Genomic DNA, 16,877 nt, shown 5'->3' with positions numbered 1-16,877 from the left:
ACTATTCTTAAGTAATTTGGACACATGTCTGATTGCCATTAGAAATACGCATCCCTCAACCCAAGCTCCCCAGCCAACCTCTTTTTGTACGACTTGTAGCGCAGCTCGGGAAAGAACCAGGATTCTTTCAGGGCGCGTTTTTTGTCGATGATCTTGCGCCTGTCTTCGTCCGTGAGCCTGTCGCGTGCGGCTGCGAACGCCTTGCGGAATTTTTCCGCTTTTGGGCCGTAAGCCAGCACAACGTCCATATCCTGGCCGTTCACTTTGCCGGTGAACGTCTTTTTCTCGTCTCGCCTCAGACTGGCTTTGTTCATTATCAGGTTGGGGTATTTCCGCGGCAGTCTGTCCAAAGCGCGGCGATATGCCGCTTCTCGCTTGTAGGGGATGAAAACGTCGATATCGCTGCTGCCGGGAACGTTGATGCCGAGCGCCTCCGAGCCGACCATGCGGGCGTTGCGTCCGAACATGCGACGAAAGCGGGCATCAGTCCTGGCCACGTCGTTCTCCGCGGCTGTTTTTCCAAGGCCGGCACGCTCCATGAGCTTGTTTTTCAAAGCGGCGATCCTGTCCGTGAGTCCGTACGCGCGCAAGGGGAGGGCGCTCCTGCCCCGGAAGCGTATGCCGGGATACTTCGTACGGAAGTCGTCCAGGACTTCGTCCGGCACAAAGATCTCCGCATTGTTGCGCAGGCTGAGCGCCCTTCCTGTCGTATACTCTTCCGGAATGCTGTTCAGTCGCTCTCCTCTGGCCACACTTCGTGGAGAGAGACGCTTCACCACCACGGCATCGCCGTAGTTTGGCAGCCAGCCACCTCGCGAGAGAAAGACCCTGTCCGTGTTCTTCACTCCCTGCATGCGAGCGTAGGCCTCGCGTGCTTTCATCCTGCTGCGGATGGGGATGGGCAACGGTTCGACGGAGACTTCCGTGTCGGGCGACGTCCTGGCCAGATGGCGAAGGGCCATGATGCGTCTGTCGCCATCGAGCATGTGTCTGAGGTTATCCAGGGAGGTGGTGTGGGTGTAGTTATCTGGCATGAGTGGCATCCGCGCTGTTTGTGGAGTGATGGCTATCGGTAGGGGATAAGGGTTGGTAGTCAGGAAATATTGCGCGTTTTGCCCCGGGTGTTTTCGGTGGTGCCATTCTCCCAAGATTTAGCAGGACATTTATACAACACATTGAAGTGAACAAACCTCTGCCCAGTGCCAGGCAGAGGTTTGTTTTTCATCAAAAATTCCTTTGTGGTTTGAGACCTCCCCCTTCAGGGGGAAAAGAGAAGTCGACGAGACGGCGGAGCCGATGCAATCCTTTTTCATAACCCCTTCCCTTTGGGAAGAGGCAATCCGCACGACCCCTATCCGTCGGTCGCGGAGTCAGTCGGCGGACGGGGCGACTGTGGATTGAAACGCTGCAAGCAATGTGATCACCAGATGCTGTTGTGGATGTAGAGCAATTGATTTTTGATCTTTTCCACAGAGGCATTCACTTCGGTGCGCACACGGTTGATGGTCATACTTTCACCGGAAGAAAGCAGATTGATCGGCTTTGCCTTCGCTGAAGAAATACGGCCAGTACCGAGGAAGTCATCGAGCAGCAGCAAATGGTTCGTCGGATCATCCGTCGTGAACTGTGTTATGTTCTGCCTGATGATGTCGAGTATCTTCTCAACGTAGATCTTCGTCTGCTGGTTGGGCTTGTTCCTGGCGCCGGAAACTGTCGACCAGCCGCAATGGGTAAGGACGATCATCTGAATCTTCGGCGTATGTCCGTTGGATGGCATGATCTTCCTGAACTCGCTTGCCGGATCTGATAGCGTCTTGATGAGCAGTGTAAGCGAGTTGATGGATTGCTGGTCTGTCCTGACAGGAATGATCATGGCGTCACAAGCGTGCCATGACAGGTGGGTTGCACCGGAGAAGAACGGCGACGTGTCGATGATGCACCGCTTCGTGCCGGTCTCCTCCATTTCACGGTGGATGTCATCACGGAGCGAGAAGAGCATACCGTCGATGATGCTTTCCTGAAGGCTTCCTGTCATGCGCTGTGCCTGCACCATGGCGGTCGCTATCTGTGAAGGCAAAATATACAGCTGATTGTCGGAAGGCAGATAGAAGGCACGCTTGCCTTCAAAGAAATCGTTCGTCGCCGCTATGCTTTTGGCAATGCGCGATGCACTGCCAAGACCGGGGACAAAATGCGGCAGCAGCATGTCGTACACAGTCAACCGTGCATTTTGCAAATAATTGTTGTCAAAGAACCAGGAAAGATTGCATTGCGGGCAGGTATCTACGGCCAGGATCTCGTCAGCCAGGTAAGCCAGATTAAAAGCGAGCGAGGTTTTTCCTATCCCTCCGCGAAGATTGCAGATGGCGTAGGTGCTGAATCTGGGAAGGGGCAGGTCTTCCGCCTCACCTCTGGCGATCTCGAATTGCCTGTCGATCAGTTCTTCAAGAATGTCCGACATGACGTACCTCCAAAATTTGTTCCGCAATTTATACGATAAAATGCGGAACAAGTCAAAGAGAGAGGGGCGCGGTATCGCCTAGGCTCCAGCACCTTCAGGTGCGTCATCAGTAAATACGCCCATCTCCGCCAGATAGTCCACGGCGTCTTTGGCACGCTCCGCCTGTTTGATGAGGGCACGGTGCAGATAGATGGCTGCACCGAGTTTTTCCAGTATCTCACGGTCTGTAATCTCGTACATGGCTACCGATCCTGGTTATTCATTCTAACCTAGCTGATCATTCTGAGGACACTGCCCCAGGGGACGGAATTGTCGCTCGCCATGCTTTTTTCCGTATCAGCAAGCAGTTTCAATGTTTGCAGATCGACGCGACCGAAGCGGGCGAAGCCCTGAAGGATTTCACGCACGGCATTTTTGTCCAGGGACACCGTGGGAGCGAAATGGACGATGGTCGCGTACCACTCCATGAGCTGCGCCTTGTCGATGTCACGCAGCAGAGGATCATTCAGGTGCAGGTCTTCGAGCAGGGATTTGCGTCGGATATCGTTCTTGATATTGTTGATGACTTTGCCAAGAACGACACCGCCCGTAACGACGGCCCCGGCGACGGAAAGGCCGGTAAGATTGGTGCGGTAATTGACAGGTCCCTTATTGGTATCAAAGTTCGGCATGGGGCTGCTCCAATTATGCGTACATATACGGGTTGCTGGGATTGATGTTGTTCAGATGCCTGTCCAGATCAGCCTGAATCCGGCCGGCACCATACATGGCCGGAATACCAAGGTACGCTGCACGCATCGGGTGTCTCCGTATGGCATCCCCTGCGCGCTCCACGCCTCGGGCCCCGGCGCGGGCAAAACGTCCTGAGCCTTTGCCGACGGCTTTGGCACCGTGGTACAACGCCTTCACGGGAATGGTCGACGTCCGGAGAAATTTGCCGACACCGCGCAGCATCCTGGCACTCAGCACGTCGGCCAACCAGGCATCCTTCTCCATGTGGCCGCAGGATTCCACAAAGGCTCTGCCGGTCTTGGTGATCACTTGATACCTTCCTTTGCCTCTTTCCATCTGTCTCGCAGCGACTGCTCCAGGTGCCCGATCTCTCCGGAAAGTTTGACGATGCGGCTCATGCCATCGCAAATGCCCCCCATGACCTTCATATGGGGCGTCGTATCGTCCACATAGTCCTGATGCGTATCGGCAGCTGTCTTTTGGATCTCGTCTCCAGGGATGTGGAGATAGGCAGCCAGGCCTTCAAGCACCGGCATGGCGACATCCCCGTAAGCGGCAAGGCTGTCGGCGGCGAATTTGCCGAAATCTGGTCCATTCCAGACATGGAACTCGGAAGCAAGGAAGTCGATGCCGTCCTGTACAGTGAGTTCCATCGCCATCTTTTCCTGCCTGCTCTCCGCAAGGCACTTTTCAAGGAAGAAGATGTCCGACATGCTGACGCCCGATTTTGCTTCACTGGCCGCAGCCGTCTTTTCCTGCCCGCTGCGAAAACAGGCGGCGAAGTCGAATCGCGGCGCCTCCCTCCGCGGCAACCCGGTATACACCGCGAATGAGGCCTCGTTACTGCCTGACTCCGCTGTTTTTTCCTGCCCGGACGGCATATCACCGTTCCCGGGCTCGTCGCCCGCGTGCGTCCTGCGCAGAACGTCCTCAAGTTCAGCCAGTTTGAAAGAGCCTTTTTTATCCTCCGCCGTCTTGAGAAAGTACAGCGATGCGGCCGTATTCGTTTTCTCGGTAAGGCGTGTGACTTCTTCCGGGGTGAACTCGCGTTCGACGGCCACTTTGGCGATGCCGTCGGTCAGTGCGACGTCATTCCTGAAGAAGTCATCAACGATCCCGTCGGCAAGAGCCTGAAAATCTGTTGTCGTGGTCGGCATGATAAGCATCAGAATATGTCCCCCAATGAGGGTGTCGGTACGGAATCTTCAGATCGCGTTTTGGTCAGGAAAGCCGTGAGGTCATGGCCGGCGCTCTGGTCATCATCCCCCGAACGCCTCAACGCTTCGTATGCCTTGAGCATGAGTTCCGCGTGCTTCACCGCATTGCGTGTTATCTCGGTTTTTATCCCGTTGTAGTTCATGGCCATCGCCTTGTAGGCCGTAGCCATGAACATCCTTTCCACAAGAGCCTTCTGGGCCGCTGTTTTGGGAACAAGGTTCGCGTAGGTGAACAGGACGAATTCGTACCCAAGGCTCACAGCCCTGCTTTTCAGCTCCCTGCCGAAGTCGTCATCGTAGTTGGCCAGATACTCGATCTTGTCCAGATTCGTAAGGAACGCGCCTGTGTCGAAGAAGAGTTCCCTGTACCATGCGGTCGCCTGCCTCGGCACGGCCAGGGCGCTTTCCACGATCTCAGCCGGGCATCCGCTCAGGATGAGGGCTTCGAGGATCTCGCGCTGCGTGTCGCTTTGCCGGATGGAGAGGACGATACATGCTGTATTGTCCAGCTCGGGGTCGTCTTCCGACTTGCAGGCGTACCAGAAGCGCATGGCCGGAGTATAGGCATCCCCCGGTGCGCGGCCGGCGGCCACATCCGCTTCGACGCCCAGGGCGACGTGCGCCAGTCTGGCTGTGCAATCCGATATCCGCATGTTCCGTTAGCCACTCCAGACCACCTACGCCATGTTGACGTACTGCTTGAGCGCGGTGACGAGGTCGCCGATGGTGATGAAGATCTTGCGGCACGAACTCAGCAGCGTGGTGTATTTTTCCGTGCCGAAGAACTCCTGCAGCTCCTTCTTCTGATGGGACAGCATGAGGATGATACGGCCGAGCCTGTCCTGGGCCGAGACGAAGTCAGGAAGATAATCGACAAGAAGGGTCTTGATGTCAGGATTTTGGGCGAATGTGGCCAGGATGCCCGTGTCCATGAGTTCCGGGTCCTGGATCTCGGCTATCTGCTCCATGACGTACGGATCGAAGGCAGGGCGGTCGTAGCCTTGTACCGGCATTTCCATGACACCCTGATCGGGAAGCTGCATGGGCATCTGCTGCGGCATTGGCTGCGGGAAGCCCTGCATTGGCTGCCCTGCCTCAAACGCCGTCTTGCGCAGCACGAGACTTTGCCCGGAATCCAGAACCTTGCGTGCCTGACCGGCGTCCATGCCGTACGTTTCATGCAGCCAGGCCGCGGCATCCACACGCCCGGCAAAGGAAGCGGTTTTCTCCGTCGAGCGGTCGGTGATGTCGATGCCGGCGCCGTTGTCGGAGACGACGACCCTGCTTCCCGTACGGATGAACAGGTCTTTCAGCGTCTCCGGAGAAGCGAGGAACGGCGAACCGTGCTCCAGTTCCGAGGACGACAGGAAGAAGCGGCTCTCCGCCGGTACGGCCAGCATGTTGTCCCGCATGATCCAGCCGTGCCGGATGCGTGGCGTGATGCGGATCTCGAAGTGGCTGCCCGAGCTCACGACGACATCGTCACCGATACTCTGGATGCTGATGGAGCTCTTTTTCGTGAAGAAACAATGTTCCAGATCGAGGAAGGTGAAGCCGTTACGGGCCGGGACGATGACATGCGGATGGAACCAGTCGCTTTCCCCCAGCTTGCCGATCTCCCTGCCCAGAAGGTCTTTCCCGAAGACATAGCCGAATTTGTCCAGGAATTCCGGGCAAACGGCGTTGCACATGTCGCGCAGCAGGATTTTTTGGGGCGGCTCAAGCGCGACGTACCCATCGGCAAGCAGGATGTCCGGACCGCAGACGAGGCACGGTTTGCATTCAAGGCCCCGCCCGCTGATGCCGACAGCTCCTGCACGCATCACCGGCCAGTATTTTACCTGTCGGTTGGCATGGGAGATGCATCGTGCGTCGAGGGGGATGTTGCCGTCACCGAAGGTATGGCGGCTGTAGACCGTCAGGTTGAGTTCCGTTTCGATATGCTGCCCTGTCACGCCGGAAAATGGTACGACGGCAACCGGGGATTCTTCCGCGGTCTTGGTGATGAAGCCATTGGCCAGCAGGTCGGCACGTTCCCGGGCGTCCAGCTTCTCGGCCACCGCCGGGGCAAGAGCGTCCAGCCGCAGGAAGGACGGGAGACATGCTTCCTTGACATGGGGCGTTTCAACGGACTTCGCCAGCTTGTGGGCCAGTTCCTCCACAGGGTAGAAGGAAGCGATCTTGCCGAGGACGTCCGGACGCTCCTTTTCCAGCCAGCTGGCAAGCACTTCCTTGTACCTGTCCGGAAGGGACGCCGCGCCGGCCCGTTCCGACGCCATAATGACATTCGACGAGACCGGCGGACGGATCATGTTGTGGAAGATGGCTTTGGTATCCTCCACGCGCGGGCTTTTCATCAGGACCTTTGCATCCGAAATGGCGTTGGCGGACAGGATCTCGCGCACATTGTCCTTCGTCAGCGGGAAGAACTGGTCCGCCGCCTTGTCATAGGCCATTTCGCAGGAGGTGATGGATCCGCCCGCCATGACGCACGGGATATAGGCGACGTCGGCACCGGATTCCACGATGAACACACCGAAGGCCGTGCTCGTGTCCATTTCCGAGGCCAGAGTCTTGAAGGTGATGACCCGGTCGGCGATGCTTGGGTATTTCGCCCGCAAAGCATTGAACGCCTGGTTTCCGAATTCCCTGACGAACGTGTCTTCCGCGGTCTGGGAAGTGGCTTGCTGCGCGGTCTGGGCCATGTAGGCATCGACGTTTGGTGAAACGGCCATTGTGTGGATCCTGCTGGTGTTCCTGCTTGATTGTTAGTTCTGGTAGTACGGATCGATCATTGGGCGCTGTTCGAGACGGGGAAGGGCGCGGACCTGCGGGATCTGTGCCTCGTAGGCCTTGTTCCCGAGCCATGTGCCGCCGAGAAGGCCGAGTCCTGCCCCTGCAACTGTCAAGGGATTATTTTTGGCGTAGTTCCTGGCGGAAGTGTACGCGTTACCGAGAAACTGCTTGCCGGATGCGATGTATCTGCCGAGTACTCCCGGGAAAGTCAGGGCGGCCGCTTTGGTCATGGGACGGGCTCGATGATACATCGAAGACATGCTTTCCATGGGCGATTCCTTGTGGTCGGTTGGGCATGCCATAAGACATGCCCAACCCTGGGAGCTACTTCGTTTTCTTGTTGCGTTCCGTGTACTTGTCGTACAGTGACTTGGCGAGGGCAGCACCACCCACAACGCCGGCTGCGGCAGCACCGCCCTTGGCGACGCGCTTCCACAGGTTCTTTTTGCCGCCGATCACTTCGGCATCCAGCACCTTTCGTTCGGGCATGTTCCCGACAGCTTCCTTGTTCATGGCAGCCGGTGATTCGGCTGCTTCTTTGTCCAGGACAGCCGGAGCGTTGGTAGCTTCTTCTTCAAACAAGGAAGAGGCCGCTTCGATGAAGGATGCGTCGTCGAGCTGACCGGCCACCTTCATCTGTAAAAGTTCACCCAGTGCAGCCTTTCGCGCGATGTCATCAGTGTCAGCGGCAGTTTTCGCGCGCTGCTTCATGATCTTTTCCGCGTTGCCCTTACTGTACTTGTCGGTCATGAACTTGGAACCCGTAGCTGCACCAGCAGCCTGGCCCAGCAGTGCCAGAACCGGACTCCCGGTAGCAGCGCCAAGACCACCGCCGATGAGCCCGCCCACATTGCTACCAAGGAACCCGCGCCCGGCATTTCTCCAGCCCAAAGATGCGTCTGAGGAAAGGCCATAATGCTTGATAAGGGCGGCGCGCTCCTCATCAGAAAGGTTCCCCGCTCTGGCAGCACCGATCACGGTCCCCAGGAGTGCCGTTTTTTCCTGTTCTTCTGCCTTGGGCGTGGACAGGACCTCTTCGGTCAGGCTTGCGACCTTCTGGAGATCGTAGTCTTCATCGCCAATACCCTGACAGACGGCATCCACAAGGGCATCGAATGCTTCCTGACTGGCTACTTTGACCAGGCCAAGATCGACAAAAGCGGCCACTGCACCGCGAACTTCGGAGTCACGAACCAGTTCAGCGAGTTTATCCATAAAACAAATCCTTTACCCTTCAGGGTATGTAGTGTTTTGGCTTTGCCAAATAAAGGGTGTGCCGATGATCGACTATCTGCCATATTTCCCGGCATGCAGCCAATGACAGATTGGAGATACACAGGCCATATTTATAGCTTGTCAGCCACGGTTCCTGCGCATGATATCTCTTGCGTTGCCCTGGCTGTACCTGTCTGTCATGAGTTTCATGCCAAGTATCCCGCCAATCGGAGTACCAATCATTGCCCCGATCAAAGGCCGGACTTTTAACAGTTTTCCTGCCGCATAACCAGCTGTCCCCCCAAGAACCTGCCCAACACCGGAGCCTATCGCGCCACGTATGGAATTTCTGATAGCAAGGGATGCATCATCCGAAAGACCATAATGTTTGATCAAAGCGGCTTTTTCTTCATCTGAAAGACCAGCAGCCCGATTTGCACCGACCATTACGCCAATGTTTGCTGTCTTTTCCGTCAGTGAAGACTGTTTCTGAAGACAACGGCCTTTATTATCCATGCTTTGACAGGTACCATCGACGAGTGCACATAATTTTTCCCTGTGCGCACACTTCACAAGGCCAAGGGCGACGAGGTCTTTGAGAGTACCTTCGCCTTCTGCCGAATGGGCAAATTCTGCCAATTTACTGATTGCCATAGTTATACTCACCGATGGTTGGTGGTTGACGTTTCCAGATCGGAGCTATCGTACCGACTACCGACCCCCCTGCAGATCCTCCGATCATAGATCCCACAACGGGTGCCAGAAAGCGTAGTGCCGGAGTTACGTAAGGGAGCTTTGGCAGCCTGTTCACCAGCTTGTCGGCGGCACGCCATCCGGCTAGCCCTCCTGCGGACTCGCCGACTGCCTCACCGACGGACGATGTTCCCGAAGCGATGTTCGTCGCCGGGATACCTACGTTGAACAGCGGCATGGAAAACCTGTTGAGGGCCGAGAGAGCCTTTGAGCCGAACCCCGGCGTACCGGGTGCGTTCGCTGCGCCGGCCAGTTTCAAAAGCCCGGAACCTGTTTTCGTAATAGGCATGTGCCATCCACCTGTGTTGCGAAAGTCGAAAAAATATTGGCCGTCGGGCGACAGGCCATTCAGCATTCAAACCGTCAGGCTACCGTCTTGTGGCCGCGTACCAGCTTTTCAGGGACGCCTTGTCTGCATCGTGCTGTTCGATGATGGCCTGCAGATCAACGATATACTCAAGCAGGTCCGCCACGGTGTTACCGTACAGAGGCGGTATCCCGCTTTCCTGCAGGAACACTTCCGGCGGGCTTGTCACCGCCGGCCGGGGAACAACGTTTGCCGTTGAGCAGGCGGAGAACGTCATCAGGCACGACAACAGCGCCAAAATCAGTGTTCGCCTTGCTTGACGACAGGATTTTGCAAAGGTCCTTCCTCGCGTTGGCATAGCTTTCGATAATGTGCTCATTGCGCTCCTTCCAGGCCGTGAATTCTTTTTCCGTCGCTTCCAGAAGTGTCGCCTGCTGTTTCAGAGCGTGTTCGATGGCGGTGTTTTTCTGACGAAGCACGGCTACGTCCTCATTAAGGCCGGCATACAGCCATGCCAGCAGGGAGAAGGCCGCGAACGGCGCGTATTTCAGGATGGCCGACAGCATATCATTGCTCTGCGGCCAGCTGCTTGAGGTGCGCGTTTTCTTGTGCGAGGCGTGTGACCTGTTGCTCCAGCCAGGCGAGATGAGCTTCCAGGGAGACCAGACGGTTGTCCGTGCGGTTCATGTGCCAGTTGAAGTATGTGTGCGGGGGCTGCTCGATGGCCCAGCCATTGGCCACGCGGGCGAGTGAAGGTTCCTTGATGTCAGCGGGGAGGGCCTTGGCGGCCCAGGTCGGGTAGGGGGACTGATACTCGGCGATGAATTCGTCTTTGGTGATCGGCATGATGTTCCTTCGCTGTCGAATGAGGGACGTGCGGTCGTGAAATATGCCGAAATATTGGGAGGGCAGGGGGGAGCGGTTCAGGTAGAGGATGTTCAGGCACAGAGCCGTTCCCGAAGAAGAAAACGGGAGTTTTTCTGGATAAAAGCTAAGCAATTAGTTACAATAATTGATATTTTATGTGGCTTGACATCTTTGGTGATAAAGGACTTAATATGAGTTAATCATGCTAGTACCTCTGTTGACTGCAAAAGCGCCATCAAGTACCGACCGGTATCTTCCGCCGAAAAACGAATCAGCTCCCTGTCAAAGTGCCTGAGTATGTACGCTGGCATGGAATGTCTCTGTGTTCAGCAGGCTATTTTAAAGTAGTCCAGAATTTTTTTGAATCTGTCCTGGGCTGTCAGACACGTATCGATCAAATATCCGGGCATATCGTCCCACTCACTCAGACCACGGTAGTAATACAGTTTCAGATCATCACCGACAATGAACGGTGTGATCCCGCAGCGCAGACATTCCTTGAACATGATGAGTCTTCCGACGCGGCCATTCCCGTCCTGAAATGGATGGATGCGCTCGAAGGCAACATGAAAGGCGAGGATGTCTTCCAGGGATTTGTTTGCTGAACGGCCGTATCGTTTTATGAGCGTGGCCATTTCCTGCCTGACCTTTTCAGGTGCGGTCGTCATGCGACCGCCGACCTCATTCGGTATTTTTTTGTAGTCACCTACGGAAAACCAGTCCTTTTTGCTGATACTTGTCCCTGATTTAAGTATTTTGTGGAGAAGTTTTATACTCTTCTGATTCAGAGATGACAGTGCATTATCTATAATAAAATCAAAGCACCTAAAGTGATTCACTGTCTCGATAATATCATCTACATTTACAGCTGAGTCAGCTATTCCAATCGTATTTGTCTCAAAAATATATCTTGTCTGCTCGTGTGTGAGCATGCTTCCTTCGATTCTGTTTGAATTGTACGCCAGATCTATTTGAACGCGGTTGTAGATACCTCCGGAAATATGCATCGATTTCTCTAGCAAGAGACGAGGATAGAGTCTTTGTGGTGACATCATGGTGTTACCTGGTCAATAAATTCATAAGAATCACGCATCAGATTTATCTCTGTTGACCTGGCCCCGACTTTAACGGCCTCATCACGCCAGAAGGATACCGCTTTTCGTATCCGTTTGACGCATTCTTTGGCGGCGTCTGTCTTTAGCCTGAAAAATTCCGCTACATCAATAGCTGCCTGCAGGTCGAATGAGGCCTCATCGTCGATTATCGCAGTGTGCAAAAAAGCTGCTTTCTCCGACGGATGTGCTATTTCGAGGTCATACGCCGGTGACAGCGTCCAACCACCGGCCATGCGCAGGAAGCCGTGATTTCTCAGGTGGTCGTCGACGTTGTAGACACACATGTTGAACACCATTCGTGACCACAGCTGCCGCAAATCATCATCGGCGGCACAGCCGGTCGCCTGCAACTCAATGGCTATATCCACATAGCTTTTGTGGTCACCGTCTTTCGCCTGCATGAGGCTCATGGCCGACATGAAAGGAATCCGTCCTGACGGAGTGCGATCAAAACGCTGAACAAGGAGCACACTCTTGTCACCAACTCGCTGCAAACGCACCTGAGGTATCGACAGTCCGGCGCGTTCCGCAACTTTAAAGGTCACATACTCCCACAGGGGTACATCACGATCGTCGTTGCTGCTCGGGAACTTGGCGATCAGCAGTTCATCACCGTCAATGACCGAGGCTTTCGGACGGGCGCCGCCAAGCGAGGATCCGGGGGCCACAAGGAGGCGGATATCGTCCTCCGTGTCTTCGCGGATTTCAACACCAACTGAGGCATTGAGCAATTTCGGCAATGTTGTGAGTGGAGGGATGTGGTTGCGGTCACCGGAAGAAAGAAATGTCCTGCCCTCGTCCGCCGAGAGGCGGATGGCGCCCTGTCTGGCGACGTCGGACACAAGAAGAAGAAAATCCGAATCCAGCAGTGTTCTCGGCTTGCGCCGCTCCTCCCTGGCTTGCCTGTTTTCCTGCCTGCGCAGGAGCACTTTGCCCCACCTGTCCGGGGAGCAATCCTGAAAGCACAAAAATAATCCGTCACAGGATCTGGCCGATGTATCCAGCGGCAAATCCGGGCTCAGGGAAAACGCCGCGGGGTCCCGGGCCCATTCAAGATCATAGAGGAAGGTCGACGCAATTCGCCCCCTGATATTGTTCAGCCAGAGCGTCCCCACAGATCGCGGTTCGCCGCTCTGGAGAAAAACTGAATATCTACCGTCCATAATCGCTGTTCCTGAACACTGTTGTCTGGATATCAATCCTTCAGGCGTGGGATCCTGGCTCGCTTTGGGAGCCTCTCCAGATCGAGAAGCCTGCCAAGAGTATCATTTTTCAAGTCAAGGACGTCCTCAAACGGCGTCCCCATACCAAGTGCAAAAATGGCCGCGGCCACGTTGCCGATGCTGACACCGGTATCACCGTTTTCGATATTGCCGAGTGTCTTGACCGAGATTCCGGCTCGCTCGGCCACCAGTGACATGGGCAGCCGCCTGCGCAGCCGCGCATCCTTGAAATCCCTGCCCAATTTTTTGATGGCCCGTGATATGCGTGGATTTTTCATGATGGATAAGTGGAAGTATAATTACTTTTAATACTGGTTAACAGGAAAGACAGTTCCGGTCAAACCACGCATTCCGGCAGAATGAAAAGGGCCGGACGCATACGCATCCGGCCCCGGGGGCAAGGTCTGTCAGCAGTGTCCGCGAGCAGGCCCGGAAACCTACATGCCTGTATCCTCGATCTTCACGCGAACGTGGCCAAAATACAGCGTATGGCCATCGGCGTCCTCAATTTCGACCTTCACATTGTAGGCCTTCGCCTCGATGGTCTGGCCACCAATGAAAATCTTAAGACGACCAAGTTGAGACTCTGAGCGGTCAAAAGCATCCGCTTCAGTTTCGCTGTCGATGACAATATTCCCGATCTTTACACGAATGGCAGTCGCCGTTGAGAAATCGTACTCCTTGCCGTCTTCCTTCAGGACCACCTCGATAGGATTGTCCTTCTGCACATACGCCGTCTGGATATGGTCGAGGCCTTTCAGAGGCTCGAGACTGAATACGCCCATGGTGTCACCTCACAGTGGATTTTCTAAATATTGCCTGGTGCCGCCAAGTGTGTTCATCCTTCTTTTGTTCATGTAACTATGCGTAATTACACATTCTCTTTTGTTATAAGGTAGTGGAGCGCCGATTCTAGACAAGGCCTCCGCCTCATAAACCTTGTACAAGGAGAATTGGTAATGAGACGTTCGAGAAAGCCACGAGTCATCTATCGCGACAGCAGGGACAGGATAAGCCGTATCCAGCAGGCATTCAGCCTGTCTGACGAAGAGCTTACGGGGATCATGCTGGTGTCCCCACAAACCACCCGTAACTGGGTGAACGGCTATTCCCACACCAGCAGATCCATGCGCATCCATAGGCAACGTATCGACCTGCTGGAAAAAGCCATCAGAGATCCCTACGAAAGCGCCGTCATCGCGACAGCGATCTCCCAGGGCGGTGCGGAGGGCCTTTCTGCCCTGCTCATGTACTGCATCGTCGGGGAAACGAGCCTGAAAAAAGCTGTGAATACCCGGCAGTTCATGTGGGTGAAGTACTTTTTGGCCCGGGAGTTCAGAGACAACGTCCATGCCGGTCTGCCCCCTGACAAAGCCTACCGGATGTCCAGTATCAACATGGCCATGACCAGGCTCGACAACCTCAAAAAGCACGGGAGGAGATAGCATGTGGTGGCCCGATGAACTGTAGACTATGGAGGCTGGTATGTCATACGGAGAAAGACCCGGATGGATCTCCACCGTGCGTGTGAGCTCCGCTTTCGGCAAACGCCACGCCGCGGTAAGCGCGGATGTCGCCAGGCTTATCAGCCGTATAGGCTGGGCCCGGGCAAAGGACATGTTCGAACCGTCAGGTGTCGACCTGGACGGTTCACCTGTCTACATCATGAGCCGTGACGGGTTCATGCTCGTGAGCGGAACATGGAACAGCGTCAAAGCACTCCGCACGAAACTTGTCCTGCTAGACGAAATGGAATGGCAGGCACACTGTGCACTGAACAAAACAAATCAAAATAACGTGCGTACCAATGCACACTGTAACGGACAACCCATAAACATCAACGTCACGGTGAACCTCGGGCAGAATGGCAATGCCATGCCGAGGTTTTCGCTTTGACAACTTCCAAATTGACATCCTCCCCGACCTTAGGCTGGGGAGGATGTCAATTAACGTTCTAAAGCAGGGAAGCCAATCTGTTCAGGCTTCCGTATCGCAAAACCATACACAGCCAAAAGGCCGCGACATGCGAAGTGTCGCGGCCTTTTTGTTTTCGGAGGACGCCATGAGTGAGATAACGAAGGTCCGTGTCCAGAGCTATATCGTCGGTATCCTGTCCCTCATCCTGGGTATCTGGAGCATCGCCCAATCCCTGGATTTCCGTGCACTTCAGGAAAGGAATGCCGAGCTTTCCCGGAAGGCGGAAAATCTCTCCCTCCAACTGGAGGCCCGCCAGATGGAGATCCGGGCCCTGGAAGAGCTGCGTACCGAGGAACTGCGGATCATGTCCGCCGACGAGAACAGCAAGGTGAACACACTTGCGGTACAAAACAACAATCCGTGCAACATCAAGGCCGTCAGGACGCCCTGGAAGGGGCAGGTCGGCACTGACAAGCATGGGCATGCAGTATTCGATGAGCCGGCGCACGGCATCCGTGCCGCAGCCAACGTGCTCATCAACTACTACCTTCGACACGGTCTCGACACGCTCAACGGCGTCGTCGGGAGATTCTGCACCGGAAACCGTGAGCAATATGTGGCTTATCTGTCCCGTCGGCTCGGGCTGCGACCCAACGAGAGCTTCGATGTGCTCGCCCGGTTGCCCGAGCTCTTGCAGGCTATGGCCAGGTTCGAGTCCGGGAGGGAATGGGACAAGTCACTGTTCCTTCCCTACTCCCTGATCTCCGTGGCCCACAGCAAGGGCGCCGGCGGCAAGGGCAATGGCAATGGCGAGGTATGCGCCCAATAACGGAAAAGGCCGGCTGGCATACCAGCCGCCGGCCAAACCAGAATCACGGTACGACTTGCGGCATGTATTTCTTATGGAAGCGTGCCTGCGAGTTTATCGTGATTCAAAAGGAGTGCTGAATATATGCACGAGATCCTTATCGATGTCAAGGAAGTCAGCGGCAAGGCCATTCCCGCTGTCACCAGCCTGCAGGTGGCGGAGGTGTTCGAGAAGCAGCACAAGAACGTCCTGCAGGATATTGACAGAATTTTGTCGCAAGTACCTGAAATCTTCGGACGGCTGAATTTTGAGCCGTCCGAGTATGAACTGAAAAACAATCTCGGCTTCCGGTGAGACATCCCATGTACATCCTCACCAAAGACGCCTTCACTCTCCTCACCATGGGCTACACCGGAGAGAAGGCCATGCGCTTCAAGATCGCGTACATAGAGCGCTTCAACGAGATGGAGCGTCAGCTCCGGGAAATGATGGAGCGCCGGGAGAAGGAAGAAGATGCTTTCTCCAGGCGGGTCGGGCGTACGCTGGACGACCTGTCCACCATCTTCAAGTACGCCGGTCTTCAAGGCAATCAAATCGCCTTGGCCCTTGACCGCATGGTCAAAAAGGAGACCGGCGTCTCACCAATCGAGTCGTCCGGTGTGATGCTAGTGAATCACGGCAACAGCCAGCTCCTGACACCAAGGGCCCTGGGCTTAAACTGATTGCTTGAAATATGATAAAAAATATGTAAATATACTCTTTATGAGCAGATTATGCACAATAGGTGAAGCAGCACGATTGCTTGGAGTATCCATTCCCACCCTTCGCAGATGGGAAGAGAGCGGAAAACTGGTTCCCGAGCGTACAGCCGGCAAACACCGTCGATATGACATCACAAAACTCAAGCCCGAGCTGGCGATCGCAGATACGACCCGTACGACCATTGCCTATGCCCGGGTCTCCAGTCATGACCAGCGGGAAGATCTTGAGCGGCAGAAGCAGGTGCTCGAACTCTACTGTGCACAACACGGCTGGAACTTTACGCTGCTTTCCGATCTCGGTTCAGGAATGAACTACCACAAAAAAGGATTGCGCCGTCTATTGGATGCCATCCTTTCCGGGGATGTCAGACGGCTGGTCATAACCCATAAAGACCGGCTGCTCAGATTCGGTGCTGAGCTTGTGTTCGCTATCTGCGAAGCAAAAAATGTTGAAGTCGTCATCCTCAACCAGGGGGAGGAATGCTCTTTTGAAGAAGATCTTGCCAAAGACGTCCTGGAGATCATCACGGTCTTTTCCGCCCGGCTCTACGGCAGTCGATCCCATAAAAACAAAAAGCTTCTTGAAGACGTCAAAAAAGCAGTCGAGGATAATGCCCTGTGCTGATGGCCCACAAGATAGCCCTTGACCTCAACAATCATCAGCGTACGTACATGCTGCGTGCGGCTGGTGTTGCCCGGTTCGCG

26 protein-coding genes are annotated in these 16,877 nt (G+C 55.1%); 7 read left to right on the top strand and 19 right to left on the bottom strand.

What is annotated here, in order from left to right; translation table 11 throughout:
- Nucleotides 1–38: 38 nt before the first annotated feature.
- The 19 genes from ACQRCJ_RS07095 to ACQRCJ_RS07005 all read right to left on the bottom strand — a co-directional run bounded on the left by ACQRCJ_RS07095 (nt 39) and on the right by ACQRCJ_RS07005 (nt 13,471).
- Complete coding sequence (locus tag ACQRCJ_RS07095) at nt 39–1,034, bottom strand: hypothetical protein (protein ID WP_427799546.1); 996 nt, start codon at nt 1,032–1,034, stop codon at nt 39–41.
- A 386-nt stretch (nt 1,035–1,420) separates the two neighbouring features.
- The gene (locus ACQRCJ_RS07090) at nt 1,421–2,461 is read right to left on the bottom strand and encodes a ParA family protein (protein WP_427799545.1); all 1,041 of its coding nucleotides are present in this window, start codon (nt 2,459–2,461) and stop codon (nt 1,421–1,423) included.
- A 78-nt stretch (nt 2,462–2,539) separates the two neighbouring features.
- On the bottom strand, nt 2,540–2,701 hold the full coding sequence (locus tag ACQRCJ_RS07085) for a hypothetical protein (protein ID WP_427799544.1): 162 nt from the start codon (nt 2,699–2,701) through the stop codon (nt 2,540–2,542).
- A 29-nt stretch (nt 2,702–2,730) separates the two neighbouring features.
- Nucleotides 2,731–3,132 carry a hypothetical protein gene (locus ACQRCJ_RS07080; RefSeq protein WP_168936036.1) on the bottom strand — a complete coding sequence of 134 codons (402 nt, stop codon included), beginning with the start codon at nt 3,130–3,132 and terminating at the stop codon, nt 2,731–2,733.
- 13 nt (nt 3,133–3,145) lie between these two features.
- Entirely contained in the window at nt 3,146–3,502 is a 357-nt protein-coding gene (locus ACQRCJ_RS07075; RefSeq protein ID WP_427799543.1) for a hypothetical protein, read from the bottom strand.
- The gene (locus ACQRCJ_RS07070) at nt 3,499–4,350 is read right to left on the bottom strand and encodes a hypothetical protein (RefSeq protein ID WP_427799542.1); all 852 of its coding nucleotides are present in this window, start codon (nt 4,348–4,350) and stop codon (nt 3,499–3,501) included. Before ACQRCJ_RS07070 ends, ACQRCJ_RS07075 begins: the two co-directional genes overlap by 4 nt.
- A gap of 8 nt (nt 4,351–4,358) precedes the next feature.
- Nucleotides 4,359–5,063 carry a hypothetical protein gene (locus tag ACQRCJ_RS07065; RefSeq protein WP_427799541.1) on the bottom strand — a complete coding sequence of 235 codons (705 nt, stop codon included), beginning with the start codon at nt 5,061–5,063 and terminating at the stop codon, nt 4,359–4,361.
- A gap of 24 nt (nt 5,064–5,087) precedes the next feature.
- The gene (locus ACQRCJ_RS07060) at nt 5,088–7,145 is read right to left on the bottom strand and encodes a hypothetical protein (protein ID WP_427799540.1); all 2,058 of its coding nucleotides are present in this window, start codon (nt 7,143–7,145) and stop codon (nt 5,088–5,090) included.
- Nucleotides 7,146–7,178: 33 nt separating this feature from the next.
- A complete protein-coding gene (locus ACQRCJ_RS07055; RefSeq protein WP_427799539.1) occupies nt 7,179–7,475 on the bottom strand; it encodes a hypothetical protein in 297 nt (98 codons plus the stop codon).
- Between the two features lie 55 nt (nt 7,476–7,530).
- On the bottom strand, nt 7,531–8,421 hold the full coding sequence (locus ACQRCJ_RS07050) for a hypothetical protein (RefSeq protein WP_427799538.1): 891 nt from the start codon (nt 8,419–8,421) through the stop codon (nt 7,531–7,533).
- 141 nt (nt 8,422–8,562) lie between these two features.
- Complete coding sequence (locus ACQRCJ_RS07045) at nt 8,563–9,075, bottom strand: hypothetical protein (protein ID WP_427799537.1); 513 nt, start codon at nt 9,073–9,075, stop codon at nt 8,563–8,565.
- Nucleotides 9,062–9,463, bottom strand: coding sequence for a hypothetical protein (locus ACQRCJ_RS07040; RefSeq protein WP_427799536.1), 402 nt, complete (start codon nt 9,461–9,463; stop codon nt 9,062–9,064). Before ACQRCJ_RS07040 ends, ACQRCJ_RS07045 begins: the two co-directional genes overlap by 14 nt.
- A 79-nt stretch (nt 9,464–9,542) precedes the next feature.
- The gene (gene lysC / locus ACQRCJ_RS07035; RefSeq protein ID WP_427799567.1) at nt 9,543–9,710 is read right to left on the bottom strand and encodes an Rz1-like lysis system protein LysC; all 168 of its coding nucleotides are present in this window, start codon (nt 9,708–9,710) and stop codon (nt 9,543–9,545) included.
- A complete protein-coding gene (locus tag ACQRCJ_RS07030; protein ID WP_427799568.1) occupies nt 9,652–10,047 on the bottom strand; it encodes a hypothetical protein in 396 nt (131 codons plus the stop codon). The genes lysC and ACQRCJ_RS07030 overlap by 59 nt, the downstream gene beginning before the upstream one ends.
- Nucleotide 10,048: 1 nt before the next feature.
- The gene (locus ACQRCJ_RS07025; RefSeq protein ID WP_427799535.1) at nt 10,049–10,327 is read right to left on the bottom strand and encodes a hypothetical protein; all 279 of its coding nucleotides are present in this window, start codon (nt 10,325–10,327) and stop codon (nt 10,049–10,051) included.
- A gap of 347 nt (nt 10,328–10,674) precedes the next feature.
- A complete protein-coding gene (locus ACQRCJ_RS07020) occupies nt 10,675–11,403 on the bottom strand; it encodes a Fic family protein (RefSeq protein ID WP_303995350.1) in 729 nt (242 codons plus the stop codon).
- Nucleotides 11,400–12,626, bottom strand: coding sequence for a type II toxin-antitoxin system HipA family toxin (locus ACQRCJ_RS07015; RefSeq protein WP_427799534.1), 1,227 nt, complete (start codon nt 12,624–12,626; stop codon nt 11,400–11,402). Before ACQRCJ_RS07015 ends, ACQRCJ_RS07020 begins: the two co-directional genes overlap by 4 nt.
- Nucleotides 12,627–12,658: 32 nt before the next feature.
- Complete coding sequence (locus ACQRCJ_RS07010; RefSeq protein ID WP_427799533.1) at nt 12,659–12,964, bottom strand: helix-turn-helix domain-containing protein; 306 nt, start codon at nt 12,962–12,964, stop codon at nt 12,659–12,661.
- A gap of 159 nt (nt 12,965–13,123) precedes the next feature.
- Entirely contained in the window at nt 13,124–13,471 is a 348-nt protein-coding gene (locus tag ACQRCJ_RS07005) for a hypothetical protein (RefSeq protein WP_427799532.1), read from the bottom strand.
- 174 nt (nt 13,472–13,645) lie between these two features.
- Here ACQRCJ_RS07005 and ACQRCJ_RS07000 point away from each other — a divergent pair, with 174 nt between their 5' ends.
- From ACQRCJ_RS07000 to ACQRCJ_RS06970, 7 genes are all read left to right on the top strand, one after another.
- The gene (locus tag ACQRCJ_RS07000; RefSeq protein WP_279076721.1) at nt 13,646–14,131 is read left to right on the top strand and encodes a hypothetical protein; all 486 of its coding nucleotides are present in this window, start codon (nt 13,646–13,648) and stop codon (nt 14,129–14,131) included.
- A gap of 40 nt (nt 14,132–14,171) precedes the next feature.
- Complete coding sequence (locus ACQRCJ_RS06995; protein ID WP_427799531.1) at nt 14,172–14,582, top strand: hypothetical protein; 411 nt, start codon at nt 14,172–14,174, stop codon at nt 14,580–14,582.
- A 166-nt stretch (nt 14,583–14,748) separates the two neighbouring features.
- Nucleotides 14,749–15,432, top strand: coding sequence for a hypothetical protein (locus ACQRCJ_RS06990; RefSeq protein ID WP_427799530.1), 684 nt, complete (start codon nt 14,749–14,751; stop codon nt 15,430–15,432).
- Between the two features lie 123 nt (nt 15,433–15,555).
- The gene (locus ACQRCJ_RS06985; RefSeq protein ID WP_427799529.1) at nt 15,556–15,765 is read left to right on the top strand and encodes a Rha family transcriptional regulator; all 210 of its coding nucleotides are present in this window, start codon (nt 15,556–15,558) and stop codon (nt 15,763–15,765) included.
- 8 nt (nt 15,766–15,773) lie between these two features.
- Complete coding sequence (locus tag ACQRCJ_RS06980; RefSeq protein ID WP_427799528.1) at nt 15,774–16,133, top strand: Rha family transcriptional regulator; 360 nt, start codon at nt 15,774–15,776, stop codon at nt 16,131–16,133.
- A 40-nt stretch (nt 16,134–16,173) separates the two neighbouring features.
- Nucleotides 16,174–16,797, top strand: a complete 624-nt coding sequence (locus ACQRCJ_RS06975; RefSeq protein ID WP_427799566.1) for an IS607 family transposase — start codon at nt 16,174–16,176, stop codon at nt 16,795–16,797.
- Nucleotides 16,797–16,877: helix-turn-helix domain-containing protein (locus tag ACQRCJ_RS06970; RefSeq protein WP_427799565.1), on the top strand; the 81-nt coding region annotated here is incomplete at its 3' end. The genes ACQRCJ_RS06975 and ACQRCJ_RS06970, both read left to right, overlap by 1 nt.

It is taken from the genome of Desulfovibrio sp. SGI.102, assembly GCF_050314315.1.
GTDB lineage: Bacteria > Desulfobacterota > Desulfovibrionia > Desulfovibrionales > Desulfovibrionaceae > Desulfovibrio.
The sequence above is the reverse complement of the archived record's forward strand: the minus strand, read 5'-3'. Positions and strand labels throughout refer to the sequence as shown.